At 56.5% G+C, this 25859-nt stretch carries 26 protein-coding genes, 4 tRNA genes and 1 pseudogene; 7 read left to right on the top strand and 24 right to left on the bottom strand.

Features of this window, described 5'->3' with window-relative positions; all coding sequences use genetic code 11:
* Positions 1-191: 191 nt before the first annotated feature.
* The 10 genes from rplL to AC0J4F_RS14430 all read right to left on the bottom strand — a co-directional run bounded on the left by rplL (position 192) and on the right by AC0J4F_RS14430 (position 5364).
* Complete coding sequence (gene rplL, locus AC0J4F_RS14475) at positions 192-569, bottom strand: 50S ribosomal protein L7/L12 (protein WP_133946849.1); 378 nt, start codon at positions 567-569, stop codon at positions 192-194.
* A gap of 60 nt (positions 570-629) precedes the next feature.
* Positions 630-1148, bottom strand: a complete 519-nt coding sequence (gene rplJ, locus AC0J4F_RS14470) for a 50S ribosomal protein L10 (protein WP_133946848.1) — start codon at positions 1146-1148, stop codon at positions 630-632.
* A gap of 320 nt (positions 1149-1468) precedes the next feature.
* A complete protein-coding gene (rplA, locus tag AC0J4F_RS14465) occupies positions 1469-2167 on the bottom strand; it encodes a 50S ribosomal protein L1 (RefSeq protein ID WP_133946847.1) in 699 nt (232 codons plus the stop codon).
* Positions 2168-2171: 4 nt separating this feature from the next.
* A complete protein-coding gene (rplK, locus tag AC0J4F_RS14460) occupies positions 2172-2600 on the bottom strand; it encodes a 50S ribosomal protein L11 (RefSeq protein WP_473023833.1) in 429 nt (142 codons plus the stop codon).
* A 161-nt stretch (positions 2601-2761) separates the two neighbouring features.
* The gene (nusG, locus tag AC0J4F_RS14455) at positions 2762-3292 is read right to left on the bottom strand and encodes a transcription termination/antitermination protein NusG (protein WP_133946845.1); all 531 of its coding nucleotides are present in this window, start codon (positions 3290-3292) and stop codon (positions 2762-2764) included.
* A gap of 50 nt (positions 3293-3342) precedes the next feature.
* Positions 3343-3540 carry a preprotein translocase subunit SecE gene (gene secE, locus AC0J4F_RS14450; protein ID WP_040450750.1) on the bottom strand — a complete coding sequence of 66 codons (198 nt, stop codon included), beginning with the start codon at positions 3538-3540 and terminating at the stop codon, positions 3343-3345.
* 104 nt (positions 3541-3644) lie between these two features.
* A tRNA-Trp gene (locus AC0J4F_RS14445) sits at positions 3645-3720 on the bottom strand.
* 109 nt (positions 3721-3829) lie between these two features.
* Complete coding sequence (gene tuf / locus AC0J4F_RS14440; RefSeq protein ID WP_133946844.1) at positions 3830-5020, bottom strand: elongation factor Tu; 1191 nt, start codon at positions 5018-5020, stop codon at positions 3830-3832.
* Positions 5021-5185: 165 nt separating this feature from the next.
* A tRNA-Gly gene (locus AC0J4F_RS14435) sits at positions 5186-5259 on the bottom strand.
* A 20-nt stretch (positions 5260-5279) separates the two neighbouring features.
* Positions 5280-5364 (bottom strand) — tRNA-Tyr (locus AC0J4F_RS14430).
* 495 nt (positions 5365-5859) lie between these two features.
* Here AC0J4F_RS14430 and AC0J4F_RS14425 point away from each other — a divergent pair.
* From AC0J4F_RS14425 to AC0J4F_RS14405, 5 genes and pseudogenes are all read left to right on the top strand, one after another.
* Positions 5860-5949 (top strand): annotated as a pseudogene (locus tag AC0J4F_RS14425) (thioredoxin domain-containing protein); the annotation flags it as partial.
* 27 nt (positions 5950-5976) lie between these two features.
* Complete coding sequence (locus tag AC0J4F_RS14420; RefSeq protein WP_473023832.1) at positions 5977-6408, top strand: glutathione binding-like protein; 432 nt, start codon at positions 5977-5979, stop codon at positions 6406-6408.
* An 89-nt stretch (positions 6409-6497) separates the two neighbouring features.
* Complete coding sequence (locus tag AC0J4F_RS14415; RefSeq protein ID WP_473023831.1) at positions 6498-7001, top strand: MarR family winged helix-turn-helix transcriptional regulator; 504 nt, start codon at positions 6498-6500, stop codon at positions 6999-7001.
* A gap of 41 nt (positions 7002-7042) precedes the next feature.
* Complete coding sequence (locus tag AC0J4F_RS14410) at positions 7043-7567, top strand: PaaI family thioesterase (RefSeq protein ID WP_473023830.1); 525 nt, start codon at positions 7043-7045, stop codon at positions 7565-7567.
* Between the two features lie 20 nt (positions 7568-7587).
* Complete coding sequence (locus AC0J4F_RS14405; protein WP_473023829.1) at positions 7588-8415, top strand: TrmH family RNA methyltransferase; 828 nt, start codon at positions 7588-7590, stop codon at positions 8413-8415.
* Here AC0J4F_RS14405 and hmuQ read toward each other — a convergent pair.
* Positions 8412-8726 carry a heme-degrading protein HmuQ gene (hmuQ, locus tag AC0J4F_RS14400; protein WP_473023828.1) on the bottom strand — a complete coding sequence of 105 codons (315 nt, stop codon included), beginning with the start codon at positions 8724-8726 and terminating at the stop codon, positions 8412-8414. The two genes, AC0J4F_RS14405 and hmuQ, sit on opposite strands and share 4 nt — an antisense overlap.
* 436 nt (positions 8727-9162) lie before the next feature.
* On the opposite strand from hmuQ, the gene AC0J4F_RS14395 reads away from it, so the two are divergent.
* A tRNA-Thr gene (locus AC0J4F_RS14395) sits at positions 9163-9238 on the top strand.
* A gap of 397 nt (positions 9239-9635) precedes the next feature.
* Here the strand turns inward: AC0J4F_RS14395 and AC0J4F_RS14390 are convergent.
* The 9 genes from AC0J4F_RS14390 to AC0J4F_RS14350 form a co-directional block, all read right to left on the bottom strand.
* Positions 9636-10208, bottom strand: coding sequence for a sarcosine oxidase subunit gamma (locus tag AC0J4F_RS14390; protein ID WP_473023827.1), 573 nt, complete (start codon positions 10206-10208; stop codon positions 9636-9638).
* Positions 10201-13152, bottom strand: coding sequence for a sarcosine oxidase subunit alpha family protein (locus AC0J4F_RS14385; protein ID WP_473023826.1), 2952 nt, complete (start codon positions 13150-13152; stop codon positions 10201-10203). Before AC0J4F_RS14385 ends, AC0J4F_RS14390 begins: the two co-directional genes overlap by 8 nt.
* Complete coding sequence (locus AC0J4F_RS14380) at positions 13149-13445, bottom strand: sarcosine oxidase subunit delta (RefSeq protein ID WP_473023825.1); 297 nt, start codon at positions 13443-13445, stop codon at positions 13149-13151. Before AC0J4F_RS14380 ends, AC0J4F_RS14385 begins: the two co-directional genes overlap by 4 nt.
* 10 nt (positions 13446-13455) lie before the next feature.
* On the bottom strand, positions 13456-14727 hold the full coding sequence (locus AC0J4F_RS14375; RefSeq protein WP_473023824.1) for a sarcosine oxidase subunit beta family protein: 1272 nt from the start codon (positions 14725-14727) through the stop codon (positions 13456-13458).
* 39 nt (positions 14728-14766) lie between these two features.
* Positions 14767-16173: an amidase gene (locus AC0J4F_RS14370; RefSeq protein WP_473023823.1), complete on the bottom strand. Its 1407-nt coding sequence runs from the start codon at positions 16171-16173 to the stop codon at positions 14767-14769.
* Positions 16174-16178: 5 nt separating this feature from the next.
* Positions 16179-16382 (bottom strand): hypothetical protein, encoded by a 204-nt coding sequence (locus tag AC0J4F_RS14365; protein ID WP_155189772.1) that lies wholly within the window; start codon positions 16380-16382, stop codon positions 16179-16181.
* A gap of 55 nt (positions 16383-16437) precedes the next feature.
* Complete coding sequence (locus tag AC0J4F_RS14360) at positions 16438-17589, bottom strand: M24 family metallopeptidase (RefSeq protein WP_473023822.1); 1152 nt, start codon at positions 17587-17589, stop codon at positions 16438-16440.
* A 43-nt stretch (positions 17590-17632) separates the two neighbouring features.
* Complete coding sequence (locus AC0J4F_RS14355) at positions 17633-18790, bottom strand: M24 family metallopeptidase (protein ID WP_473023821.1); 1158 nt, start codon at positions 18788-18790, stop codon at positions 17633-17635.
* A gap of 269 nt (positions 18791-19059) precedes the next feature.
* The gene (locus AC0J4F_RS14350) at positions 19060-19761 is read right to left on the bottom strand and encodes a GntR family transcriptional regulator (RefSeq protein WP_473023820.1); all 702 of its coding nucleotides are present in this window, start codon (positions 19759-19761) and stop codon (positions 19060-19062) included.
* A gap of 330 nt (positions 19762-20091) precedes the next feature.
* Here AC0J4F_RS14350 and AC0J4F_RS14345 point away from each other — a divergent pair, with 330 nt between their 5' ends.
* On the top strand, positions 20092-20214 hold the full coding sequence (locus tag AC0J4F_RS14345; protein WP_286183217.1) for a hypothetical protein: 123 nt from the start codon (positions 20092-20094) through the stop codon (positions 20212-20214).
* A gap of 93 nt (positions 20215-20307) precedes the next feature.
* Here AC0J4F_RS14345 and AC0J4F_RS14340 read toward each other — a convergent pair whose 3' ends face one another.
* The 4 genes from AC0J4F_RS14340 to AC0J4F_RS14325 all read right to left on the bottom strand — a co-directional run bounded on the left by AC0J4F_RS14340 (position 20308) and on the right by AC0J4F_RS14325 (position 25792).
* Complete coding sequence (locus AC0J4F_RS14340; RefSeq protein WP_055671241.1) at positions 20308-21960, bottom strand: ABC transporter ATP-binding protein; 1653 nt, start codon at positions 21958-21960, stop codon at positions 20308-20310.
* Between the two features lie 2 nt (positions 21961-21962).
* Positions 21963-23027 (bottom strand): ABC transporter permease, encoded by a 1065-nt coding sequence (locus AC0J4F_RS14335; RefSeq protein WP_473023819.1) that lies wholly within the window; start codon positions 23025-23027, stop codon positions 21963-21965.
* 10 nt (positions 23028-23037) lie between these two features.
* A complete protein-coding gene (locus AC0J4F_RS14330) occupies positions 23038-23994 on the bottom strand; it encodes an ABC transporter permease (protein ID WP_008194311.1) in 957 nt (318 codons plus the stop codon).
* Positions 23995-24181: 187 nt separating this feature from the next.
* Entirely contained in the window at positions 24182-25792 is a 1611-nt protein-coding gene (locus tag AC0J4F_RS14325; RefSeq protein WP_473023818.1) for an ABC transporter substrate-binding protein, read from the bottom strand.
* Positions 25793-25859 lie beyond the last annotated feature (67 nt).

The raw sequence follows: 25859 nt of genomic DNA, 5'->3' as shown, positions 1-25859 counted from the left end.
CACCAAACAAGATCAATCTTCTGTGCACATGAGAAGAATTGATCGGACTTTGGATCCAGGGACCCTGCCTGCGTACTCATCAGGCAAAACAGGCCCCTAGTGGGACGTTTGCCCCGGAAACGGGTCAGACCCGCCGGGGCGAAAAGCGGTCCCGGGCAACCCCGGGACCGTATAAGGCGTTTCCGCCTTAATTACTTCAGCTCGACAGAAGCACCAGCTTCTTCCAGCTTCTTCTTCAGCTCTTCAGCTTCGTCCTTGGCAACGCCTTCCTTGACAGCTTTCGGAGCACCTTCGACGAGCTCTTTAGCTTCTTTCAGGCCAAGACCGGTGATTGCGCGGACTTCTTTGATGACGTTGATTTTCTTGTCACCAGCAGAAGCCAGGATGACGTCGAATTCTGTCTTCTCTTCAGCAGCAGCACCTGCATCGCCACCACCAGCAGCAGCAGCAACTGCAACCGGAGCAGCAGCAGAAACGCCCCACTTCTCTTCCAGAAGCTTGGACAGTTCAGCAGCTTCCATAACGGTCAGTGCGGACAGTTCTTCTACGAGCTTTTCAAGATCAGCCATTTTTCATTACCTTCAGTTCGAACCAGTATCTGGGTTCATTAGACAGTGTTTTGGGGCGCCTTATGCGGCCTCGTCCTTCTTGGCGTACGCGCCGAAGACGCGGGCGAGCTGCCCGGCCGGTGCGTTGACAACCTGTGCGATGCGCGATGCCGGGGTCTGGATCATGCCAACCAGCTTTGCACGCAGCTCGTCGAGCGACGGCATTGTTGCCAGAGACTTGACCCCTTCCGGGTTCAGGTTAGTCGTTCCAAGAGCACCACCAAGGATTTCCAACTGAGCGTTGGCCTTGGCGAATTCGACAGCTGCTTTCGGTGCTGCAACCGGGTCGTCGGAATAGACGAGTACGGTCGGGCCCTGGAGCAGGTCGGAGATGTGCTCAAGGTCAGTGCCTTTGAGGGCGAGTTTCACAAGGCGGTTTTTTGCGACTTTTACAGAACCGCCGGCTTCACGTACGGACGACCGCAGGGCCGTCATCTGTGCAACCGAAAGACCTGCATAGTGCGCGACGACAACGACGCCGGTGTCAGCCAGCTCGGCGTTGAAGGATGTCACGAACTCTTGCTTTTCCGCTCTTTCCACTTGCCTTCTCCATTTGATGGCGAAAATCGCCACCGGTTTACCTTGCCGCCTGTGCGGTGGTCCCGAACCCGGAACCGCCTGCAAAGACGACGCTCAGGGTCCTGTCCCCTCACCTGCACTCAAAAAGTGTCGGCAAGGTCTGGTTCGAACCGGTTGCCCGCTTGTCGCGGAGAATTCGGTTCTCACCCATCTATGCAGGCCTGTTACGGCTTAAGCCGGTCTCCCGGCACCTGCAGTCTCGGACAGGGCAATCCGGCGGCGAACCGCCGGATCTATTCAGCCCAAGGGCTGAAATTCTTGTTCAATCCGGTATGACCGGATTATTCGCCAGCAACGCTCGCGAGGTCGACCTTAACGCCCGGGCCCATGGTGGAGGACACGGCGACACGCTTCATGTAGGTGCCTTTTGCGCCAGTCGGCTTAGCTTTTTGAACAGCGTCGAGCAGGGCCTTGATGTTCTCCGAGATCTTGTCTTCAGAGAACGACACTTTGCCAACACCAGCGTGGACGATACCGGCCTTCTCAACGCGGAACTGAACAGCACCGCCTTTTGCATCGTTCACAGCCTTGGTGACGTCCGGGGTCACGGTGCCGACTTTTGGGTTCGGCATCATGCCGCGTGGGCCGAGAACCTTACCGAGACGACCGACCAGCGGCATCATGTCCGGGGTTGCAATGACGGTATCGAAATCGATCTTACCGCCCTGAACTTCCTGAACCAGCTCTTCTGCGCCAACAATGTCTGCACCAGCAGCTTTTGCTTCTTCAGCCTTGTCGCCGCGTGCAAACACAGCAACCTTGACGCTCTTACCGGTGCCGTTCGGCAGAACGCACACACCGCGGACCATCTGGTCAGCGTGGCGCGGGTCAACGCCAAGGTTGATCGCAACTTCGACAGTTTCGTCGAACTTGGTCTTGGAGCGACCCTTAACGAGGCTGATGGCTTCGTTCAGGGAGTACAGCTTGTTCCGGTCGATGCCTTCACGTGCTGCAGAAATACGTTTTCCAACCTTCGCCATGATCTTACTCCGTTACCTCAAGGCCCATGGAGCGGGCGGAGCCTTCAACCATCAGCATTGCTGCGTCGATGTCGTTGGCGTTCAGGTCCTTCATTTTCGCTTCCGCGATTTCCTTGACCTGCTCCTTGGATACGGAACCAACCGTACCGCGGCCCGGAGTCTGGGAACCCTTCTGCAGCTTCGCAGCCTTCTTCAGGAAGAAGGAAACCGGAGCCGTCTTCACTTCGAAGGTGAAGGATTTGTCGGTGTAGTATGTGATCACAGTCGGGCACGGAGCACCCTTTTCAACATCCTGGGTCTGCGCGTTGAACGCTTTACAGAATTCCATGATGTTTAGACCGCGCTGACCAAGTGCCGGCCCGATGGGCGGGGACGGGGTCGCAGAGCCTGCCGGCACCTGAAGCTTCAGGAAGCCTTCGATCTTCTTCGCCATAGTTTTCTCCAATCATGCATGGCCAAACGGCAATTTGACCACCTGGGAGTTGGTGGTGTGGCCCGTTAAAGCACCCGGCGAAGAGTGCATGAACCTGCCACCGACTTAATTCCGGACAATTCACGTCCGGCACTCACGCCGCCCCGCGGGGCGGCAAACAGTCAGAGCTTGTCGACCTGACCGAATTCCAATTCAACTGGTGTTGCCCGGCCGAAGATGGACACAGCAACCTTGAGGCGCGCCCGCTCATCGTCGACTTCTTCGACAAGACCAGAGAAAGAGGCAAACGGACCGTCAGAAACGCGAACCTGCTCACCAACTTCAAAGCTGACGGACGGCTTCGGCCGGTCAACGCCCTCTTGAACTTGATTGATAATCCGCAAAGCTTCTTTTTCCGGGATCGGCATCGGCTTTTGATCCGCACCCAAAAAGCCAGTCACTTTCGGCGTATCCTTGATCAAGTGGAACGCCTCATTGGTCATATCCATTTTCACAAGGACATAACCTGGGAAGAACTTGCGCTCAGCGTCGACTTTCCGGCCGCGGCGCACTTCCACTACCTTTTCCATAGGAACCAGAATTTCCTCGAACAGATCGGACAACCCTTTCTGCTCAGCCTTTTCGCGAATGGACTCGGCGACCTTCTTCTCGAAATTCGAATAGGCGTGCACAATGTACCAGCGCTTGGCCATAGATCTCAGTTCCGTTTGTTGTTCTTGTCTTTAGACAGACCAGCGGCTGATTAACCGCCAACCCCGAGAATGTAACCGATGCCAAGGCTCATCAGCTGATCCGCAACGAGAAAGAAAATCGATGCGATCATCACCATGATGAACACCATAACGGTGGTCACAGCTGTCTCCTTGCGCGTCGGCCACGTCACCTTGGACGTTTCGGAGCGCACTTCTTGGATGAATTTAAAGGGATTGGTCTTCGCCATTCCGATTCCGGTCCGTTAAATACGAGTGGGCGCGCAGAAAACTCTGCGCGCCTCACTCGAGGAAACTCTTTAAGCCCTCGAGGCCAATTAATCAAGAGCAAAAGTGGCAGGGGCAGCAGGGTTCGAACCCGCGACCTACGGTTTTGGAGACCGTCGCTCTACCAGCTGAGCTATACCCCTTCAGATGGCCCTTTTTAGGGACCAGCTCCTGATACGCTTCAAACACATGGTAATCAAGTGATTTGAAGACAAGACTGCCGGGCCGAAGCCCGGCAATCAAAAACTCATCTTATTCGATGATAGAGGCGACGACGCCGGCGCCGACGGTGCGGCCACCTTCGCGGATCGCGAAGCGCAGACCGTCTTCCATGGCGATCGGCACGATCAGCTCAACGTCAACAGAGACGTTGTCGCCAGGCATCACCATTTCCGTGCCTTCCGGCAGAGAAACCACACCGGTCACATCCGTCGTACGGAAGTAGAACTGCGGACGGTAGTTGGTGAAGAACGGCGTGTGACGGCCACCCTCTTCCTTCGTCAGGATGTAGGCTTCTGCCTTGAACTTCGTGTGCGGGGTCACAGAACCCGGCTTACAAAGAACCTGGCCACGCTCAACATCTTCACGGCCAACGCCGCGGATCAGAGCACCGATGTTGTCGCCTGCTTCACCGCTGTCCAGCAGCTTGCGGAACATTTCAACGCCGGTAACCGTTGTCTTGGTGGTGTCCTTGATGCCGACGATCTCGACCTCTTCACCCACCTTGACGATGCCACGCTCAACACGGCCGGTCACAACAGTACCGCGGCCAGAGATCGAGAACACGTCTTCGATCGGCATCAGGAACGGCTGATCCTTCGGACGCTCAGGCGTCGGGATGTAGTCGTCAACAGCAGCCATCAGCTCACGGATTGCGTCACGGCCAATGGCTGCATCGCGGTCTTCAACAGCTGCCAGAGCAGAACCCTTGACGATCGGAATGTCGTCGCCCGGGAACTCATAGGAAGACAGCAGTTCACGGATTTCCATTTCGACGAGCTCGAGAAGCTCTTCGTCGTCGACCTGGTCAACCTTGTTCATGAACACGACAAGTGCCGGAACGCCAACCTGACGCGCAAGCAGGATGTGCTCACGGGTCTGCGGCATCGGGCCGTCAGCTGCAGAACAAACAAGGATCGCGCCGTCCATCTGGGCAGCACCGGTGATCATGTTCTTCACGTAGTCGGCGTGGCCAGGGCAATCAACGTGAGCGTAGTGACGGTTTTCCGTCTCATACTCAACGTGCGCCGTGGAGATGGTGATGCCGCGTGCCTTTTCTTCAGGCGCGCCGTCAATCTCGTCATATGCTTTTGCAGTCGCACCGCCAGCTTCAGCCAGCGTCATCGTGATTGCAGCGGTCAGCGTCGTCTTGCCGTGGTCAACGTGGCCAATCGTGCCAATGTTGACGTGCGGCTTGTTGCGCTCAAACTTTTCCTTCGCCATCGGCGTCGCTCTCTGTCCAGTACTCGGTTCAGTCGATAAGGCTCGCGCGGGCCGCTGATTGACGCCTTGAACAGAGCCCAAGCGGCAAACAACTTCCCATAAGAACTTTTCAGGATTTCCGGGCGAAAGAGCCTTCCGTTCCGGACACTCCGATCAGGCCCATGATGGAGCGGGTGAAGGGAATCGAACCCTCGTCGTCAGCTTGGAAGGCTGCTGCTCTACCATTGAGCTACACCCGCACAACGAGGAAACGAGACGATGGTGGAGGAGGTTGGATTCGAACCAACGTAGGCATAGCCAACGGATTTACAGTCCGTCCCCTTTAGCCACTCGGGCACTCCTCCATCTCGTCCTGCTTCACGCCGAAGCGATCAGGATGGCTTAACCGAAGAGCCCGCCCGGAAGGGGCGAGCAATCCCGTGGCGCGTGTTATGCAGATGCGGACCTGACCTGTCAACGCCGATTTTGAAAAGAAACGAACAAAATCAACCCGGGACCGAAAACCTTGGACCCAAGCGCGCCATAACCGCTTGCCATTCTTGGATCATTATGACCTCAAACGGAGCGAAACCTCCAAGGATTTCGCCGCTTTCTCGTGATCTCAGTTACAACAAGCCCCTACCCTGTGGACAACTTTTTCCGGCCAATTCGGCTCTTCATTCTTCGCAGCGCCGTTCATTCCCTGACATATTCGACCGGCGGCATGAGAGCGCCGTTTCGGATTCTATGAAATTGGAGGCAAACGGATGCTGAAGGTGTGGGGCCGCAAAACATCGTCCAATGTTCAAGCACTCATGTGGTGCGTCGGAGAGCTCGGCGTGGAGTATTAGAGAGCCGATATCGGGCACAGGTTCGGGGGAACCAATACTGAAGACTTCAAGCGGCTAAATCCAAACCAGACGATCCCCGTTCTTCAAGACGCAGACGGCCCGCCAATCTGGGAGACCGGAGCCATCATGAGATATCTGGCCGACATATACGGACCCGATAGCTTTTGGCCGAAGCCACCGCAAGGCCGCGCCCGGGTCGACGTGTGGGCGGAGTGGTCCAAGATCAACATCGCAATGGCGTTTACGGCTCCGGTTTTCTGGCGGGTGGTCCGCACACCTCCGGAAGCCCAGGACTGGAACCAGATCCGAAAGGCAATAGCGGCTCTTGAATCCAAACTCGAAATCGCAGAGTTGCAGCTGACGAACCATGCCTATCTTGCTGGTCCTGACTTCACATTGGCGGACATCCAGTTCGGCCACATTCTCTATCGGTACTTCGATATCGATATCGACCGCGCGGATCTGCCCCGTTTGCACCGCTATTTTCACCAGCTCACCGAACGCAGCGTTTTCCGCGAGCACGTGATGGTGTCGTACGAGGACCTGCGCTGCAGCTAACCCAATTTGGGGAGTATCTCACAGAGAGTTACACGGCGAGGCACAACAGGATCATTGCAGCAAGCGCCATTATGTTGTAGCTACAACATATGAGCAACTCACTCGACGATATCGATTTTCATGAAATGGGCCGCCTGTGCCTTGGCCATTCGGTCCGCCGGACGGCCAATCTGCTGACCCGCCATTTCAACCGCTACCTCGCGCCTCTTGGTTTGGAGATCACGCAGGCGCAGCTCATGGCGGTTATTGCCAGCGGTGACGATCTCTCCTCCTCCGACATCGCCCGGTACCTTGGAATTGACCGCTCGACCCTTGCCCGCAACCTAAAGCCATTAGAGGCCGCCGGCTTGATTGAACGGCACAAGCTTGGCGGCCGAAAGGTAACACCACGCCTCACCCAAAGGGGCGTCACTCTGACCGCAGAAGTACATGCTGCCTGGGAACAGGCCCAGCGCGACCTGACACACGAGCTCGGCGCGGTAACGGCAGATGCCATTCGCGGTCATTTGTCGAGCCTGAGAAAGACCGTTCGTGCACTCGAAACAACCGTTGCCAAACAGCCTGCCGCGCCGCCGGACGGGGCGTCTTCGTAAATAACCGGATCCCCAAAAACCATTCTTTTAAGGACACTTCCATGAGCACCCCGCAAACCGTAACGGAAAACGGCAAAACCTATCAGTTCGACGCCCTGCCGAAGGAGCAGGTGGCGGGTATCTCCGGAATGGATGTTTTCAAGCTGATGCTCGATGGTCAGCTGCCAGCTCCCCCGATCATGCTTCAATCCAATATCCGTTTGAAGGAATTTGATCACGGGCGTGCGGTCTTCGTCGGCCAGCCGGAAAAGCAATTCCTCAATCCGCTTGGTACGATTCATGGCGGTTGGATTTCAACGATCCTGGACAGTGCTCTCAGTTGCGCAGTTCACACCTGCCTGGAACCTGGCGAGTTCTACACAACCACATCCTTGACCGTGAATATGGTCCGCCCCCTCATGCCAGGCAGCGGGGAAGTCACGTGCGAAGGACGCATTGTTCATCGCGGCTCCCGGCTGGCAACATCTGAAGGTGAGTTGAAAGATGCCCGCGGCAAGCTGATTGCCCATGCGACGGTTAGCTGCATGATCTTTCCCAATCCTGCAGCCTCTTCCCCTGCACGCTGATTGGGGCTAGAGCATGCGGGATGACCGACGATAAAAAACCTGCATGGAAAACTCAGCGCCACGGGTCCGGCAACGCCCACGGCCGCTTTTCTAAATCCAAGGGCAAACCGGGACCACGGCGTCCCGGATTGCCTCCGGAAGGCCCCGTCTTGCTTTATGGCCTCCACACGGTGGAAGCAGCCTTTGCCAATAAGGATCGCAAACGCCTCAAACTCTATGCAACGGAGAATGCAAAGAACCGTCTGCAGGAGCGGGGCGTTGTTATTGATGTTCCGGTTGAGGACAAGCGCCCCAAGGAACTGGACCGGATGGTCACCAAGGACGCCGTCCACCAGGGCATGATCCTTGAGGCTGATCCCCTACCCGCTTATGGCGCGGAACACTTAAAAGGCGCCCGGCTGATTCTGGCCCTCGATCAGGTCACCGATCCGCATAATGTCGGTGCGATCCTGCGCTCTGCCGTCGCTCTGGATGCCGACGCCGTTGTGACCACGGAACGCCACGCTCCGGAGGAAGGCCCGGTGCTGGCCAAATCCGCCTCAGGCGCACTCGACATGATCAAGCATGTGCGGGTGAAGAACATGGCCCGCTTCATAACAGAGATGAAGGAGCAAGGCTTTGGCTGCATCGCGCTCGACAGCGATGGCCCGGCGAGCCTTGAAGACACCGACTTCACCGAAAAGACCGTTCTGGTTCTCGGATCGGAAGGGAAAGGCGTGCGACAAGGCGTGCGGGAAGCTTGCGGTCTCCTGGCCAGGCTCGACATGCCGGGCGAAATCCGCTCGCTGAATGTGTCCAACGCTGCCGTACTCTCACTTTATGTGGCGCGCCAGAAGATGGGGCTTTAGGCCCCACTCACCGCCTCAAAGCCTTCAAATTTTGGCGGGCCGGCATACAGATCCTTGTTACTGCCAGCATTTTTATGCGCATCCCGAAATTGTTCAGATTTGGTCCAGGCGAGAAAGTCCTCTTTGCTGTTCCAGATCGTATGCGACGCATACAAAACGGTTTGACCGTCCTCGGCTTCCGAGCCTTTCAGCAAATGAAAGCTCTTAAAACCATCCAGCTCGTGAAGACGGGTCTCCCGGCCTTTCCATACAGCCTCAAAAGCCTCCTCCTGGCCCTTTTTCACTGCAAACCGATTCATCGCGAGATACATGGCGGCCTTCCTTTTTTGAAATTGTTCCGCCAATAATTATGAGTATTTTACTCATATTACCAGTGCTGATTTGCCCGCATATTCCAATCCTTGAAACGATAAGGCTTATGGCAAAAAGGGCAGACGCACCCGCCTGCCCCGGTCATCACCTGAGATCAAACAAACGCAAAATCATCCGCCCCCAAAGACGACAACGCAACGTTTTCAAGGGTAATCGTATTGTTCGCATCGTAAGTGATTACGGTATCCGCACCGACTTGTGCGTTAGCAAAAGTGGTCTAGTCAGCAACGACGAAAAGGCCAAAATGTTTTCCACAAGGGCATCGGCTTTTCGCATGCAATATCGGCGACTTAGAAACAAATTTGCTGTGAAAATCAAAAAATGTATCGCCCCCTCTAGACATCCAACCGGTTTCTGGTAGAAGCCCTCCCCAGCGCCGGTATAGCTCAGTTGGTAGAGCACGTGATTTGTAATCTCGGGGTCGCGGGTTCGAATCCTGCTGCCGGCACCATTTTTATAAACAACTTAGCGTATCCCTCCTCAGCTTCAGCTAGCTTGTATAAGCACTGTGTAAGCAGATTTTGAATGTGCTGAGCGGTTATTCTCCTTCCCATTTTTCATCTAAAAAATAGCCTATCAGAGCTGTCAAATGCTGTCTTCGGTTCGAAATTCCAACGAGTTCCGGATAGCCCCGATGTCGTAAGCGCTCGTCATCAACCGTCATAAGCAACGCTCTTCCCGGACAAACATAATGATGAACATGAAGATGACACGGTTTGAAAAACGCCACGTGTCTTTGAATCCCGCGGTCGGGAATGAGCCCGTGGGACAACCAATAATCTGAAAAGACCCGGAACCTAAACAAAGGCCCATGGGTCCTATGAGAAGATCTGGACACCGCTTACCTATCAGATAACCACATAACCATATTGGGCGGCACTGTCCGTCAACTGTACCCAGAGCGAAACTGCGAAGCTGCGCGGGAATAACAGGTTGAACCCAGTCTCATCTCGCCACAGCGTGATCCCGATATGGTGAAAGGCGCTGGATGCAACGGAGCCCGCCGGAAACGCCGTGTCAGACAAATTGAGCGGCAGGAAGTGATTTAACAAATGGGTTGCGTTGGGGCCGCTTAGTTTTATCCAAGTCCTCGACGATGACAGGTCGAGAACCACCCCATCTTTGATCGCCAGGGATGCGCGGTTTTGACGGTAATCCCTGCTGATCAGCCACCACTTTAGCGGTTCGATCTGCAAGAGCGTTCCCTCCGCCCCCTGTGCCATCATTCCCGGGCCAGGCGCGGTTTCGGTGCCCGCCAAACGCGCGGCCTCTGCCCCGACAGACTTCCAGGCTTCAGGCCAGGCAGCAATCTGGAGCAGCGAAACCCTTGTTACTTCTGAAAAGGTTACGCCACTCCAATCGCTTGTCCCGACCTTTCCAAGCGACGGTTGCCCCTTCAAAGCGGATCTCCACTCAGCCATGCATTCTTTCTCCCGTGGGATCGAACATGTGCGGCGACACGATTTCAACGTCAACATTTCCTGAGCGAACCGGATCGGCGGCAACGGCTGGCCTCTCTTTCCAGGCCTCTGCACCGCCAGAGATATAGCCGATACCAATCCAGTGCCCCAGTGCGGGTGAATGGGTCACGCCTGTAACCCAGCCCTCCCCGAACCCAGTGACGGTATCTGCATCGCATAGCAACGATCCGCCCTTAAACCGCTGTCTCCTGTCCTTTGGGAAGATGCCGACCAGTTGTGGGCGGTCCTCCCGCAGGAGTTCCGGCCTTTGACGCAAGGCGCTACCAATAAATGGCTTTTTTGTCGACGCCATCTTGCCGAGGCCGGTATCGTCAATGGTTACGCGGCCATCCAGTTCGGCGCCGGTGACGTGGCCCTTTTCTATGCGCAGCGTACCCAGCGCCTCCAGCCCATAGAGGCAGCCTCCACGAGTTTCCGCAGCGTGCCATAGGAGATCCATCATTGCGTCACCGTAACCGGCTTGCACATAAAGCTCGTAGGCCAGTTCCCCCGAAAAACTTATCCGTGCAATCAAGGCCTCAACGCCACCTGACAGCGCAACTCTTGAAACGCCCATGAACGGCAGCGCTTCATTGGAAATATCAGCGCCGTGTTCCAGGCAGGCGGCAATCGTCTCGCGGGATTTTGGTCCGGCAATGGATACACCCGCCCATTGGTCGGAAACGGAGCTGACATGGACCTTCAGATCGGACCAGCGCGTTTGCAGCAGCTCGTCAAACCAGACCATCACCTTGCCGGCGTTGGTTGTCGTGGTCGTCGTCAGAAATTCGGTGTCCGCGAGCCGCCAGGTTGTGCCGTCATCCATCACCATGCCGTCGTCGCGCAGCATGATGCCATAGCGCGCCTTGCCCACTGGCAGTTTGGCAAAACCGTTGCTGTACACCCGGTTCAAGAATTCGGCTGCATCCGGCCCCTGAACCGCGATCTTGCCGAGTGAGCTCACATCACAAATGCCGACAGACTTGCGGACAGTGGCGGCCTCGCGGACATACGCCTCATCAATGCCCTCGCCGTTACGTGCAAAGTACCAGGGCCGGTGCCAAAGCCCAGCCTCGGTCATGGTCGCTCCATGGCGCAAATTCCAGTCATGGAGCGGGGTCCGACGCAGCGGTTTGAAGTGCGCTGCCACATTACGACCCGCAAGCGCGCCAATTGCGACCGAGGTATAGGGCGGGCGGAAGCGTGTAGTCCCAACATCGGGGATGTCCTTGCCAAGCTCATCGGCCATCAGCGCAAGGCCAATCACATTGCCCATTTTGCCCTGGTCCGTTGCCATCCCGAGGGTTGTGTAACGCTTCAAATGTTCGACGGAGACAAACCCTTCCTGGTGTGCCAAGCGGACATCGTCGCCGGTGACGTCGTGCTGGAAATCGACAAAGGCCTTGGTCTGCTGGTTCGGGAGACGGACCTCGTACAGCGGCCGGATAGGTGTTTTCCAACCACCCAGCTGTGAGCTTTTTTTGTTTTCGCCGATAGCCTGACGCGCGGCGCGTTGGCCCGACACCTCGCAATCCTCACGGTCCCAGATACCTGCGGAAGACCCTGCATGGAAGATCGGTTCACTTGTTGTCCCAGGAAGAAAACAAGCCTGTTCAGCATTCCAAACTGGCTTGGCGCCGCGATGGGAAGAGAGATTCACAACCGGAGACCAGCCACCGGACACGAGGAGCAGATCGCAGGTCTCCTTACCCGCTTGAACCCAGGAACCATTCGTATGTTTGGCTAGATCAACGCCCTTAACACCGGAGCGCCCCAAGACTTTCAACGGAGCTACACCCTTGAGAATCGTGACCCCGTCTGGAAGACCGACACCGGCTTCTTCACGGATGTCGGCGACGATTACTTCAGCACCTGCAGCGGCCAGCTCCGCAGCAGCCGCGTAGACACTGTCATTTGTGGTGGAAATGACAATCTTTTGCCCAGGCAGGATGCCATAGCGGTTCAGGTAACTTCGTGCGGCGGCTGCCGTCATGACACCAGGGTGATCGTTGTTTTCAAAGGCGAAGGAGCGTTCCAGCGCGCCGGTCGCCAAGATGGTTGCGCCCGCCCGCACGGTCCAAAACCTTTGGCGCGGCTTTTGCGGATCGGGGTTGGCCAGATGGTCGGTCACCTTCTCCAGAAGACCTGCGACGCCGTGATCATACAAACCAAAAGCTGTCGTGCGGGTCATCACCCGAACACCAGCACCCTTGACCGCATTGATGAGCTCCAACCGTTGCATCTCGGCACCGGGGTCATTCAGGTAGTCGCCGCCAAGCTCGAAGTCCTGCTCCACCAACAATACGTCGCGCCCTGCCTGTGCAGCAGTTAATGCAGCCTGAAGGCCTGCCGGGCCCGATCCGACGACCAAAACATCACAAAATGCATGGACATGATCATAACAATCCGGATCCGGTTCGCGGGAGGCGGCGCCCATGCCAGCAGCTTTGCGGATCAGCTTTTCATACTGCATCCAGAGACCTGTTCCATGTCCCCATTCAAAGGGAGGCAAGCCCATGAAAGTTTTGTAGTAGAACCCGGCGGCGAAGAACCTGGAAAACAATCCGTTCACTGCCCCAAGATCAAAACGGACATTCGGCCAGGCATTTTGGCCGCTGGCGCACAATCCGTCGTACAGCTCCTGCACCGTTGCTCTGACGTTCGGCTCCCGGCGAGCGCCTTCTCCCACGGTGACGATAGCCCCGGATTCCTCAACGCCCGCCGACATGATCCCGCGCGGACGATGATACTTGAAGCTGCGACCGAGAACGCGTTCGCCATTTGCCATCAAGGCAGAAGCGAGCGTATCCCCGGCATAACCGGACAGTGTGTTGCCGTCCCAGGTGAAGTCCACTGGTGCAGACCGGTCTATCCGGCCGCCTTTATCCAGACGACACGCCGTCATTCCCCGGCCTCCTGATCGGTTTCAAACATTGCAGCAAGGCCCGGATGCGCCGGACGGACGCTGTGGATCTCATGAGTGAGCGTGTCGCGCTCGACAAGCAACCACATCCGGCAACCGTGAACATGCTGCCAGGTTTCCAATTGCACACCACAGATGTTGTCCCGCAGGAAAACAGCGTCGTGCCAGGCTTCCATGGGCGCATCAAGCGCCGGATACTCGATGGAACCGTCACCGCCATAGGTGAATTCGCTGTGGTCGCGTGTGCCGCAAAAGGGACAAGGGATTCTGATCATTGTGGCCTCGTTATCCGTGTAGCTTCGGATCGGGACCGGCGCCCCGTTCATCGATCTGCAGACCGCGTTCAAAGCGCTTCAAATCAAAGTTTCTGATCTGCTCGTGTGGCCGGTCGTTGGCGATCAGATCGGCAAAATACCACCCGGACGCCGGAGTGGCCTTGAAGCCGCCGTAGTTCCAGCCCGCGTTCAGGTAGAGATTGGCGAGCGGTGTTTTGCAGATGAAGTGCGTACCGTCCATGGACATGTCGACCAGTCCAGACCAGTGCCGCAACAGTTTTACACGGCCCAGACAGGGCAGAATAGACATGGCGGCTTCCGAGACGTCCTGAACAATTGGCAGATTGCCCCGCTGGGCGTAAGACTTGTACCAGTCCAGATCTCCACCGAAGACCATGCCGCCCTTGTCCGACTGCGAGATATAGAAGTGGGCGCCGCCAATTCCGAACACCACGACCTGGTCCAGCAGCGGTTTTATCGGTTCGGAGACAAAGGCCTGCAGCTTGTGGGATTCGATCGGCAACTTTCCCAAGCCCGCCATGTTCCACAATCGTGAAGTGCTTCCGGCCACCGCGAATGCCACCTTGCCTGCTCGGATCGGTCCGCGTGAGGTCTCGAGCGTGCTAACGCTGTCGCCGTCGCGTGTGATCCCTCGAACTTCGCACTGTTGAATTATATCCACGCCGCGCGCATCGGCCCCTCTGGCATACCCCCACGCAACCGCATCGTGGCGGGCAGTACCCGCGCGCTTTTGCACCGCAGCGCCCATGATCGGAAAACGCGCGGTCTTGGAGTAATTCAAATGCGGAACAGCGCGTTTCAGTGTTGGAAGGTCCCAGATTTCCGCATCCGGTGTCCCGGTCAGGCGCATGGTGTTGTAGTTTCGGGCAGCCGCATCGATGGCACCGGGGCTGTGCAGAAGCGCAATATGGGAACGCTGACTGAACATCACATTGTAGTTCAGCTCGTGAGAGAGGTTTTCCCACAGCTTCAGGGAATGCTCGTAGAACTCGCGATTACCTGGCCGCGCATAATTTGACCGCACGATGGTCGTGTTGCGTCCTGCGTTACCACCGCCCAGCCAGCCCTTTTCCAAGACAGCAATGTTTTTGAGGCCATGATTGGCAGCCAGGTAGTAGGCAGTTGCCAGCCCATGCAAGCCGCCGCCGACAATGGCGATGTCGTAATACGGCTTCGGTTCAGGGTCGCGCCATTGGCGCCCCCACCCTTTTTGACCAGTGACCCCATTCCAAAACACACTCCAGGCAGAAAATCGCGTCATGGTAGTTTCCAGATCCTCGGCATGAATTTTGTCGGCATGTCAGCTTTCCACCTTCGGCAAGGGGATCGAAAAGGCATCATGCCGTTCAATCACGTGCGCGACACGGAAAAGGCTCTTTTCGTCGAAATACCGGCCGACAAGCTGCAAGCCTATCGGCAATCCTTCAGAATGCAGGCCGCAAGGCATGGTCAGGGCCGGATGTCCGGTCATGTTAAAGAACGTTGTGAACCGTGTGATCGCATTGCCTATAGCCTCATCAACGCCGTCGCGGGTGACCATGACCGTGCCGATTTTCTGGGCGATTTCTGGTGTTGCCGGTGTCAGGATCAGATCGACGTCGTCAAACAGCGCCGTGGTCTGCTGGCGGTAGCGTTCGATAAACCGCTTGGCTTTTACATAGTGTTCAGCGAGCAAACACTGTCCGAGCGCCAATCCGGCTCTGAAGTCCTTGCCATAAAGTTCGCCTCGCTCCTGAAGGTGCGCGGAATGCGCGCTCAAAGCTTCCGGCAACTGTACCGTCAGCGACACTGTGCGGGTGTGCTCCATATCCGGAAAGGTGATAGGCATCAGTTCGGCTCCCTGGGCCACCAGGAACGCCTTGACCCGCTCCAAGGTCTCCAGAATTTCCGGATCGCTCCGTTCAAAGAAGAAATTGGCTGGAATGCCTATCCGAAGCCCCGAAATGTCCTGCCCCAGCGCTTCCGCATAATTCTCCATAGGGAGGTTGACCGACGCCGGGTCTCGCGGATCATGACCAGCGACAAGACCGAGGATGTCGGCGCAATCAGCAATCGTGCGGGTCATCAGGCCAACATGGTCCAACGTCCAGCAATAAGGGACAAGGCCACTTGTCGGGACACGGCCGATGGTCGGTTTCAGTCCCACCAGTCCGTTGAGAACCGCAGGCGCACGGACCGAACCGCCCGTATCGGTGCCAAGAGCCGCCGGGACGAGACCGAAGGCAATGGCTGCAGCCGATCCGCTGGAAGATCCACCTGCGAGCCGAGTGGTGTCATAAGCGTTGACGCAGGTTCCGTAGACCTCGTTTTCGCCGGTCGCACCATAAGCAAATTCGTGGAGATTGGTCTTTCCCAGGTTCAACGCTCCGGCATTGCGCAGGCACGCCACCGCAAAGGCATCCTCCGCCGCGATCCGATCGTGAAGAACCCGAGATCCTGCCGTTGTCAGCACGTCTTTGACGTCGAACAGATCCTTACAGGCGTAGGGAATGCCTGCTATGGGCGATTCAGCAAGATCCTCGCGCGTGAGAACTGCGGCCTGCGCGGCGGCCGCATCCAACGTCAAAGTAATAAAGGCCTTAGACACGTCATTGTGTCGCGAGATACGTTCAGCAAACATCGCAACCAGTTCGCTCGGCGTGATCTCGCCGGCATTCATCAAGGCCTTGAGAGACCGGATATCCTGAAATGCGATAGTATCGGACATGCACGTTATCGTTTCTGCACGGAAAGCGCCGGAGGCGTCGCCCCCAAATCGACCTGGCGAAGCACGTCCAGATCCTCCAGCAGTTCCTGAAAACCCGTAATGATGCCCAGCTTCGGATCAACCAGTTCGTCGAGTTCAGCTTCCGTCCAATCGTGACTGGCCATTTGGTCACATATCCCGGTCAACGTCGGCTTTTGAAGCGGTTTCATTTCTTCTTTCTCACTTGTCTGGCACAGGCATTTTCGCCTGAGTTTCGGCGAAGGATCAGCGTATCATCAGGGTCTCTGGTGTCTGATTGGTCAGGATTTCCGCACCGAATTCGGTTAGCAGAACGGTATTGGAAATGAAGTAGTCAACAACACGGGTATTCGTGAACCAGCTGTGCGCGTGAAACACCATGCCGGTTTCCAGAACCCTGTCCGACCCGGGAAACAGCGAAGTCACCATTGACCCACCGGTCCAGCTCGGCGGAAAGCCGATGCCGACCATATAGCCGCAATGGTGGCGTTCGTAGTCGTGCAACCCCGCAGAAGCGGCGACTTCACGCCATGCCGCATACGCATCACCGGCCTTACCACCAGGCTTCACAGCAGCGCAGATGGCCTGCATACCCTCTATGGCAAGCTCGGCAGACTTCTCAGCGCCCGCTGGAGCGCTGCCCACATAAACCAGCCGTCCCATGGGGGCCTGGTATTTCCGGTAAGCCGCGCAGGTTTCTAGAAATACGGCATCGCCATTGGCAAATGTATCTCCGCGCCACGTCGTATGCTCCTCACCCAGGCGGGTCGTCGGCCGGATAAACGGACCAAAGCCCGGATATTCACTGCCTTCCAGGATCATTTTGTGGTGATAGGCCGCCGCGATTTCATAGTCGCTTGCTCCGTCACGGACCGCCTCGATGGCCGCCAGCGTACCGAGATCGACGGCCCGGGCGGCCTTGCGGGTGTACTCCATTTCCAGCGGCGACTTCACCTGCCGTAAATCATCAATGATGCCGGATGCGTCGATCCAGTCGGCGTCCGCTTCCTGGATCCGTTCCGCGTGGCGAGGCGTTAGAAATAAGCTGCGCTTTTCGATCCCGACCCTGCCGCCCTTCAGCCCGAGGTCGTCCATAGCCTTGAGGACATGATCGGACAGCTCTTCGTGATCCTTGTGACCATAAAAGGTCGCATTGCGTACCTGGTTGTCGATGGTGATCTGCTCCATGGCCCGGCAAACCAGCGCCATTTTGCCATCGGCGTTCAGCACCAACACATGGGCGGCAAAAAAACCCCAATGGTCCAAACCTGTCAGCCAATAGATGCTTTCGGGCACCGAAATCAGTATACCGTCCAATTCGTTGACGGACAAAGCCGCGCAGGCTCGGGCGACACGCCGGGCGAGTTCTTCTTGCGGAAACGGATGACGAATGGACATTGAAACACTTCCCTGACCGCCGCCCTAAAAGAGCTATGGCATTTCAATGGTGGCTCAACAGGATTTGGCGCGGATAGTCCGTGATGTAGTCAGATCCTGTCTCAGAAACGACAATCGAGTCGCCGATGCGCCCCGCGGTCACACCGTCGACCGAGATTCCGCCGTCAACGGCAAATGTCATACCGGGTTGCAAAACCGTTTTATCGCCGTCCTTCAATTCCGGAGCTTCCAGATAGGCCACGCCGATGGACCGCCCGGTCCTATACCCCGTCTGGTATCCACGCTCGCGGTAAACTTCGTTGGCCGCAGCCGCCACATCTTCCGCCAGGACGCCCGGACGGATTGCAGCAATCGCCGCCCGTTGAGCCGCAATCGCCGCCTCCTGAACATCTCGCGCCTGATCGGTGACGTCGCCGACATGAAACATCCGATCAAATCCAAGCTTGTACTGCTTGAACTGCGCCATGTTGCAGAAACAGAAATAGACAGGATCGTATTTCTGGTAGGCCCGGACATTGGCCCGCCGGTGCACCATGGACGTTTCGGTACCACTCTGCAGGATCTGCAGATTGTGGATCATGGGTGACACGAACCGATCCCAGCCGCGGTCAGTCAGGAACCCTGCGGCCTTGCGCGACCCCGCCTCGATTACGGCGAGTGCCGATTCATATTCCCGCGCGCCTTCACGAAGGGAGTCATGCGCAGCCGCCATCATGGCACCGGCGATTTGCCCCGCTTCCTTCATGATGCCGATCTCAAACGGTGTCTTGATCGTGCGCTGCGCGCCGAGAACCGGTGAAATATCCTTCAACGGCACGCCGGGATGGGTGTCGTCGAGATGATTGCGGACAACCGCCGGAATTGAGTTCCGTTCGATCCATATTTCATTTGGTGCGGCGCCAATAGCTCCGGCCAAGGCCCGCCCCCAGGTGCGCTGACCGATGTCCTCCCAGACCTGAATATCTTCGACCCAGGTCATTGCAGAGACCATTTCGCTCTCCATGAGCGGTGTGATCACTGTCGGCGCGTCGCTGGCACGCACGACCAGCAACGTCGGACGGCCGAATTCAATCCCGAGATAGCCCCAGAACCCGGCAAGGTAGGCAATCGAACTCTCATCCGTGAAGACGGCAAGTTCGATCCCGTCATCGCGCATACGCTGCTGAAGGTTCGCGGTTGTCTGTTTGGCGTGTTCCAGCATTCAGATTTCCTTGGTTTTGACCGCGCAATGCAGCCTGACGCAGGAGATCAGATCACTCGACCTCTCTCTTTATAGGGGACCATAATTGGTATACCTCTACAAGATACTTTTTATCATTACTTCCAATTTTGGCCGAAAATCCAAAAAAATAATATGTATGGTATACCAATTCACAAATTTGAGCTCGGACTGACGATGTAACCGTTTTGGGAAACATGACTTTGAGACGTTAGGAAAATCGAATTTGGTGGGCTCGCCATTTTTGCCGTTCAGCGGCCTTGGAGGTCTTCCAAGTGAAGATACGGAAAGTCCTCAATTTTTGCGATCCGAGCCATGACAAGGGAGAGATGGACTTTCCGTGTGGTAACAGCAGCCGGGATATCACCCGCCTCTAGGCATCGTGCAATCAGCCGCACCTCGTCCAGCATGTCCTGCACCTCGGTGTCCCAATCCAGGCGCGACAACAACAAAAACCAGTACCGCGCGGACTGATAGAAGAGCATATCAGAGAAATCGCGCAGGATTTCATTGGTTGTGAGAAGCTGAATGGCATTGTGTAGCCGGATGCTGACCGCGCCAAAGGCCTTTTTGTCCCGCAGCCCGAAAAGGGCAGCGGTATCACTGGCAAGACTGTTGAGCTCCTCGTGCAATACCGCCGAGATTTGCCGGACTGGCATATCCGCAATACTCTCAGCGAGTTTGATCCTAAGGGCGTAGATCTCCCGCATTTCGCTCAGGTCAATCGAGGTCACGATCGTTCCGCGGCCATGCTGACTGGAAATGAGACCGTCATTTTCCAGCCGTTGCAATACGGCGCGCATAGGTGTCCTGCTGACGCAGAACTCCTCAGCCAACACACGTTCGTTCAGACTGTCGCCGGGCTGATAGTCCAGCAGACAGATACGCCTGCGCAACGTCTCGAAGATCGCTTTCTTGTCTGGTGTTGGGGAGCGCGCCAAAAGGGATTCCATCAAATTTCAGAACTGAAGGCCGTAGGTGCGCAACTGCATCGTTGCGAACTGCATGATGAACTCGGAGCTGGTTCGACAATGCTGCTGCCGATCACCCAGGCACCTCATATATAACAACAATTCGCGCCCTGCCGTGCCTTTTCTTCGCAGAATGCTTCAAAAAGGGCGGACTTTGATCCACATGGCTCTGCACAGGGCGCATTTCCGGACACATCTGCTATGCAGAAATATGGGTGAGATTCACGGATTGGCGCATTGAATTCTTAACTTCTGTCGACTAAGTGTCCCGAAAGTTCAGGTTAAGGCGCACGGGTGGAATCGGAGACGAGCATGACCCGGGATGATCTCATTCGCGAATACAGACAACACAGCGGCTCTTGGCAGGCCGTGGTCGGTGTTTATGCGCTGCTCGTGGGCGCGATGCTGCTGTCCGGTTACATGATGGTCGGCTGACCGGGCAACTTCGAGTGCGCTATGATTTATAGATGCCCCGGAGCAAAGCTGCTCCGGGGTATTTCTATTTGAGCTTGCCGGTTGTCACGCTGGTCAGACATTGGCCGCTTCGCCGATCGCATCCGTTCCGCGCTCGTCCAGCAGAGTGGTCAGCCAATTCGGGTCCATCTCCGGAACCGACGACAAGAGCAGATCCGTGTAGGGATGGTGCGGTGGCGTGAACATTTCGTCTTTCGGACCCTGTTCGACCACCTTGCCCCTCTGCATGACCACCACCTCGTCAGCAATCGACCGGACTGTCGCCAGGTCATGCGTGATGAACATGTAGGCGAGGTTGAATTCCTGCTGCAGCCGGTCAAGCAGCTTCAGGATCCCTTCGGCAACAAGCTGGTCAAGCGCGCTGGTCACCTCATCGCAGATAATGAATTTGGGATCGGCCGCAAGAGCCCGGGCGATACCCACCCGCTGCTTCTGGCCGCCTGACAATTCGGGCGGATAGCGATTGTAGAATTTGGCCGGGTCGAGTTCGATCAGGTCGAGAAGTTCATCAACGCGGCTTTTGAGTGCTGTGCCATGAAGACCACTGTAGAACTGTGCAGGACGCCCGATAATGTCGCAAATTCGGATTTTCGGATTCAAGGCCGTATCCGCCATCTGATAAATCATCTGGGCTTGGCGAAGCTGTTCTTTCGAGCGGTCCTGATAGCGCGGCGGCAACGCTTCGCCATTGAACAGAATTTGTCCCTTGGTCGGGGGCAAAAGGCCAGTGATACAGCGGGCCGTCGTTGATTTGCCCGAGCCGGACTCACCCACAACGGCGACGGTCATGCCGGGATAGATGTCAAACGACACATCGTCCAGAACCTTGGTCTTGCCATAAGCTGCGTCAATGCCCTGAACCGATATGACCGGGATGGCGTCGGCACCCGCTGGACGCTGTTTTTGGGGCCGCTTGAAACTGCGCACGGCCCAAAGGCTCTTGGTGTAGTCCTCCTTGGGCGAATCCAGCATTTGCGCGGTGGGCGCTTCCTCGACTTCCTCACCCTTTAGGAGCACCTTGATGGTGTCTGCCATTTGCGCCACAACGGCCAGATCGTGGGTGATGTAGATCGCAGCGGTGTTGAACTGATCAACAATGTCGCGGATCGCCGCCAGAACCTCGATCTGCGTGGTCACATCCAGCGCAGTTGTTGGTTCGTCAAAAATGATCAGGTCCGGCCGGCAAGCCATGGCCATGGCCGTCATGGCCCGTTGCAATTGGCCACCGGATACCTGATGCGGATACCGGAACCCGATTTCGTCGGGATTTGGCAGACGCAGCCGCTCGTAAAGCTGCATTGCATCTTCCTGCGCCTCAACCCGTTTCTGGATCCGGTACTGGATCGGCGCTTCCGTGTGCTGGTCAATGATTTTATGAGACGGGTTGAAGGACGCTGCCGCAGACTGGGCCACATAGGCAATCCGTGACCCGCGCAGGGCGCGCAGGGCAGATTCCGGTGTGGTGGTCAGCTCCATACCGTCGAATTCGATCGATCCGCCGGAGATCCGGCAGCCGTCCCGGGCAAAGCCCATCGAGGCGAGGCCAATGGTGGATTTGCCAGCCCCAGATTCGCCGATGAGACCAAGGACTTCACCCTTGTGAAGGGTCAGATCCACCCCGTGGACAATCTCAACCCATTTTTCGTCGGAATAGCCTTCTATGCGAAGGTCCTTGATTTCCAGAAGTACGTCTTTCTTGGGAACCACGATCAAACCTCCTTCAGACCGGAGGACCGGAACAGCATCCAGTCGACGACAAAGTTGACCGCAACCGTTAGCAGCGCAATCGCGGCCGCCGGAATTAGCGGTGTCAGTTCACCGAAGGAAATCAAGGTCGCGTTCTCACGCACCATAGATCCCCAGTCAGCGGTTGGTGGTTGAATGCCCAGGCCGAGGAAAGAGAGACCCGCGATCAGAAGGAACACGAAGCAGAATTCCAGGCCGAATTCGGCAATCAGCGGCGCCGTTGAGTTGGGCAGGATCTCCTTGCGGATCAAGTACCAGTCACCTTCTCCCCTGAGCTTTGCCGCCTCGATGTAATCCATCACCACCACGTTCCCGGCGACGGCACGCGTCAGCCGGAAAACCCGCGGCGAATAGATGACCGCAACGACAATGACGATAACAATCAGGTTGGTGCCAAAGATACTCAACATCAAGAGCGCGAACACCAGCGACGGCACAGACATGATGACATCGGCAAAGCGGCCCATGAACTGATCGAACCAGCCGCCTTTGGTCGCGGCCATCAGTCCGGCGAAGGCACCCATGACGAACGCCAGTGTTGTTGCAACTAGGGCCAATCCGACGGAGTTTCGCGCACCGTAGATGATGCGGCTAAACATATCACGCCCCAACTGGTCGGCTCCCAAAAGCATGTTTTCGTCCGCAGGCGCGAAAGCCGACGAAATGATTTCCGCCTCACCGAACGGCGCAATGACAGGCGCGAAAATCCCTGCAATCGCATAGGTGAAGATCACGAACATGCCGAAAGCAGCAGTCAGCGGAGCCGTTCTCAGCTCCTTGGCAACACCTTCGGGTGTGATGATGATGAGAAATTCCCGGAAAGCATAGGACGTCCCTGCCGCCAATGCCAAAATCCCGGCAGCTATTGTGACAAACCGCAGAGCACCCACCCCACCGATGATCCCCATAACGAAAGACACCAGGGTCAGGGAGAAGATCAGAAGGAACAGCTCGCGTTTCTTGAAATACGCCGCCAGGCAGGACCCGCCGATCAGCAGCGCATAGTAAGCAATAACAAATGTACTCATTTCGCTGCCCTCACTTCGGATGCCGCAAACGCGGATTGGTCAGGATTGCTCCCACATCGGCTGCCAGGTTGAGCAGGATGAAGGTTGCAGCGAAAATCAGACAGCATGCCTGAACAATGGGGAAGTCGCGTTTGGCCACCGCATCCACCAGCAGCTGACCGATCCCGGGATAGACAAAAACGACCTCGACCAGAACCACACCGGTAATGAGGTAGGCCAAATTGAGTGCAACGACGTTGATGATCGGCGCCCAGGCATTCGGCAGGGCGTGTTTCACGATAATTTTCCAAGGCGGAACACCCTTAAGCCGTGCCATCTCGATGTAGGGCGAAGCCAGAAGGTTGATAATTGCAGCCCGGGTCATCCGCATCATGTGCGCAGTGACCACTAGCACCAGCGTCAACGCCGGCAGGAAAGTGCGGTGCAACAACTCGCCGAAGGTCATGTCGGGGCTGATGCTGGCGATCGCAGGGAAATACTGGGTTTTTACCGCCAGATACAGGATCAGAATATATCCGAGGAAGAATTCTGGAGAAGAAATCGAGGTCAGCGTCGCGACGTTCGCAACCCGGTCGAACAGTGTATTGCGCAGAAGGGCAACGATCACTCCGAGAATTATGGAGATCGGAACGGCGATAACGGCTGCATAGGTCGCCAGGAAAAGAGTGTTCACAAACCTTTCGCCGATTGCGTCCCCAACGCTGACGCCGGATACCAGCGAGACACCAAAGTCGCCCGTCAAAGCGCCGCCAAGCCATTGGAAATAGCGAAAGATGGCCGGTTGATCGAGGCCAAGCTTATCGCGAAGCGCTGCAACGGTTTCGGGCGTTGCCCCCTGACCCAAAACGGCCTGTGCGATATCGCCGGGTAGCAGCTCGACCGCGAAGAATATCAGGATTGAAACCACGAGAAGCGTGACCAAACCTAAGCCAAGTCTCTTTAGGACCAGCTGTAGGATGTCCCCCATTTGTCCCTCCAGAACAGGAAGCCCGGACCTCAAATCAAGTGTCCGGACGGCAGTCAGGCGCCCCTTGTCAGCGTTATTATCTCTGCTTTGGCAGAAGGCCCCGACGCGACAGCAACATGAACCGAACTGATTTCGGGTCTATGTCATAAACGGGGCGGCGGATTTTTTCCGCCGCCCCGTATCAGGATCAGGACTCGAACCACCAGCGGCTTGCCGCCCGTGCGCCATCATTTTCCCAGCTGGCAGCCAGCTGATCCGGCGTGCCCACCTTGGTGCTGTTGGCGTAAACGAAATTGTTGAAGAACGGGATGATCGTCCCGCCGTCGTCTTTCGCCAGGATTGCCATCTCGCGGTACATGTCCGCGCGCTTGGCGTCGTCCAGTTCCGCTTTTGCCTGCAGCAGCAGCTTGTTGAATTGCTCATTCTGCCAATAAGACTCGTTCCAGGCTGCATCGTCCTTGTAGGCTAGCGTGTACATCACATCCGGTGTTGGACGCGCGCCCCAGGAGACCAGACAGAACGGCTTTTTCAACCACACATCGGAATAGTAGCCGTCGTTCGGTTCACGCACGACGTTGATGTTGATGCCCGCCGCTTTGGCGTGTTCTGCGTAAAGGACGGCCATATCGACGGCGCCGGCATAAACACTATCCGCCGTCGACAGGTTGATGGTAAGGCCTTCCGCGCCGGCTTTCTTCAGCAGGGACTTGGCTTGATCCGGATCATACTCGCGTTGCGGAAGATCGTCCGGCCAATACGGCTGCGCCGGGGAGTGGTGGAAGTCGTTGCCCTTGGTGGCGGCGCCGAAGGCGATCTTCTCGATGATCTCGTCGCGGTTCATCGCCAGTTTCAACGCGTTGCGCACGTCGACGTTGTCGAATGGAGCGGCATTACAATGCATCGGCATTGTGATCGCGCCCGCGGACGGGATATTATGAATTTTGATGTTCGGATTGCGCTGCAGCAGTCCCATCGTCTTCAGCTCGATCAGCGATACCGCATCAACGTCACCGGTCATAAGGGCGGTCTGGCGGGCATTCGGATCATTCAAGACGATGACCTCGACCTTATCGAAATAAGCGCCTTCACGGTGCCAACCATCATGACGGCTCAGGTTGAACTGAACGCCGAATTCACCGCTGTCGATCTTGTACGGACCGGTACCGTCACCGGATTCCCAATCGATCGTGCCGTCGTCCTTCGCCGGGCAAATACAAAGGTGGTAATCGGTCATCAGCCACGGGAAGTCCGCGTTGCCGCCCGAGAGCGATACCACAACAGTGTAATCACCGTCCTTCTTAATATCGGTCACACCAGCCAGGAGAGCTTTCGCCGCCGATGTCGAAGCATCACCGCGGTGGTGGTTTAGCGATGCGATCACGTCGTCTGCGGTCAACTTCTTGCCACTGTGGAAGCTGGCATTTTCGGTAAGCTTAAATGTCCACTCAGAGGCATCTGCACTGGCTTCCCAACTGTCTGCCAAGTCAGGCCCGAGAGAACCATCGCCCATGATCATCGTCAGGAAGCTGCGATGCGTGTGCGCCATGAAGATCATCTGACGGGTGAGATAGGTGCCCGGATCGTGGCTGTCCGACGTATTTCCGTCATGCAGGCCCCAGCGGAAGGTGCCGCCCGTTTTCGGCTGCGCCTTCGCCTTGGTAGACCAAAGGCCCGTTGCGGTGGAGGCGGTCAGACCTGCCAGTACCGAATAGCGGATAAACTCGCGTTTCGTGATGCCTCCGGTGCGAGCCGCACTTTCAAGGCGATTAATCATGTCTTGGTCTTTGGACTTTGTCATCTGTCTCCCCATCTGGATTATTAAAAACTGTCGACAGTAGAATTCCCAAATGCAGCATCCGAATATT

The sequence above is a fragment of the Roseibium sp. R5 genome (genome assembly GCF_055755305.1).
The sequence above is the reverse complement of the archived record's forward strand: the minus strand, read 5'-3'. Positions and strand labels throughout refer to the sequence as shown.

What these genes read in the sequence shown, in the direction of transcription:
- AC0J4F_RS14415 (WP_473023831.1), top strand. Translation starts at nt 6,498, where the DNA reads ATGAGCAACTCACTCGACGATATCGATTTTCATGAAATGGGCCGCCTG.
- AC0J4F_RS14420 (WP_473023832.1), top strand. Translation starts at nt 5,977, where the DNA reads ATGAGATATCTGGCCGACATATACGGACCCGATAGCTTTTGGCCGAAG.
- rplA (WP_133946847.1), bottom strand. Translation starts at nt 2,167, where the DNA reads ATGGCGAAGGTTGGAAAACGTATTTCTGCAGCACGTGAAGGCATCGAC.
- rplK (WP_473023833.1), bottom strand. Translation starts at nt 2,600, where the DNA reads ATGGCGAAGAAGATCGAAGGCTTCCTGAAGCTTCAGGTGCCGGCAGGC.
- AC0J4F_RS14365 (WP_155189772.1), bottom strand. Translation starts at nt 16,382, where the DNA reads ATGAAACCGCTTCAAAAGCCGACGTTGACCGGGATATGTGACCAAATG.
- AC0J4F_RS14410 (WP_473023830.1), top strand. Translation starts at nt 7,043, where the DNA reads ATGAGCACCCCGCAAACCGTAACGGAAAACGGCAAAACCTATCAGTTC.
- AC0J4F_RS14325 (WP_473023818.1), bottom strand. Translation starts at nt 25,792, where the DNA reads ATGACAAAGTCCAAAGACCAAGACATGATTAATCGCCTTGAAAGTGCG.
- AC0J4F_RS14350 (WP_473023820.1), bottom strand. Translation starts at nt 19,761, where the DNA reads ATGGAATCCCTTTTGGCGCGCTCCCCAACACCAGACAAGAAAGCGATC.
- AC0J4F_RS14390 (WP_473023827.1), bottom strand. Translation starts at nt 10,208, where the DNA reads ATGGCTGAGTGGAGATCCGCTTTGAAGGGGCAACCGTCGCTTGGAAAG.
- AC0J4F_RS14370 (WP_473023823.1), bottom strand. Translation starts at nt 16,173, where the DNA reads ATGTCCGATACTATCGCATTTCAGGATATCCGGTCTCTCAAGGCCTTG.
- AC0J4F_RS14345 (WP_286183217.1), top strand. Translation starts at nt 20,092, where the DNA reads ATGACCCGGGATGATCTCATTCGCGAATACAGACAACACAGCGGCTCT.
- AC0J4F_RS14405 (WP_473023829.1), top strand. Translation starts at nt 7,588, where the DNA reads ATGACCGACGATAAAAAACCTGCATGGAAAACTCAGCGCCACGGGTCC.
- hmuQ (WP_473023828.1), bottom strand. Translation starts at nt 8,726, where the DNA reads ATGTATCTCGCGATGAATCGGTTTGCAGTGAAAAAGGGCCAGGAGGAG.
- AC0J4F_RS14385 (WP_473023826.1), bottom strand. Translation starts at nt 13,152, where the DNA reads ATGACGGCGTGTCGTCTGGATAAAGGCGGCCGGATAGACCGGTCTGCA.
- rplL (WP_133946849.1), bottom strand. Translation starts at nt 569, where the DNA reads ATGGCTGATCTTGAAAAGCTCGTAGAAGAACTGTCCGCACTGACCGTT.
- AC0J4F_RS14375 (WP_473023824.1), bottom strand. Translation starts at nt 14,727, where the DNA reads ATGACGCGATTTTCTGCCTGGAGTGTGTTTTGGAATGGGGTCACTGGT.
- AC0J4F_RS14335 (WP_473023819.1), bottom strand. Translation starts at nt 23,027, where the DNA reads ATGAGTACATTTGTTATTGCTTACTATGCGCTGCTGATCGGCGGGTCC.
- AC0J4F_RS14360 (WP_473023822.1), bottom strand. Translation starts at nt 17,589, where the DNA reads ATGTCCATTCGTCATCCGTTTCCGCAAGAAGAACTCGCCCGGCGTGTC.
- AC0J4F_RS14355 (WP_473023821.1), bottom strand. Translation starts at nt 18,790, where the DNA reads ATGCTGGAACACGCCAAACAGACAACCGCGAACCTTCAGCAGCGTATG.
- AC0J4F_RS14380 (WP_473023825.1), bottom strand. Translation starts at nt 13,445, where the DNA reads ATGATCAGAATCCCTTGTCCCTTTTGCGGCACACGCGACCACAGCGAA.
- nusG (WP_133946845.1), bottom strand. Translation starts at nt 3,292, where the DNA reads ATGGCCAAGCGCTGGTACATTGTGCACGCCTATTCGAATTTCGAGAAG.
- secE (WP_040450750.1), bottom strand. Translation starts at nt 3,540, where the DNA reads ATGGCGAAGACCAATCCCTTTAAATTCATCCAAGAAGTGCGCTCCGAA.
- tuf (WP_133946844.1), bottom strand. Translation starts at nt 5,020, where the DNA reads ATGGCGAAGGAAAAGTTTGAGCGCAACAAGCCGCACGTCAACATTGGC.
- AC0J4F_RS14330 (WP_008194311.1), bottom strand. Translation starts at nt 23,994, where the DNA reads ATGGGGGACATCCTACAGCTGGTCCTAAAGAGACTTGGCTTAGGTTTG.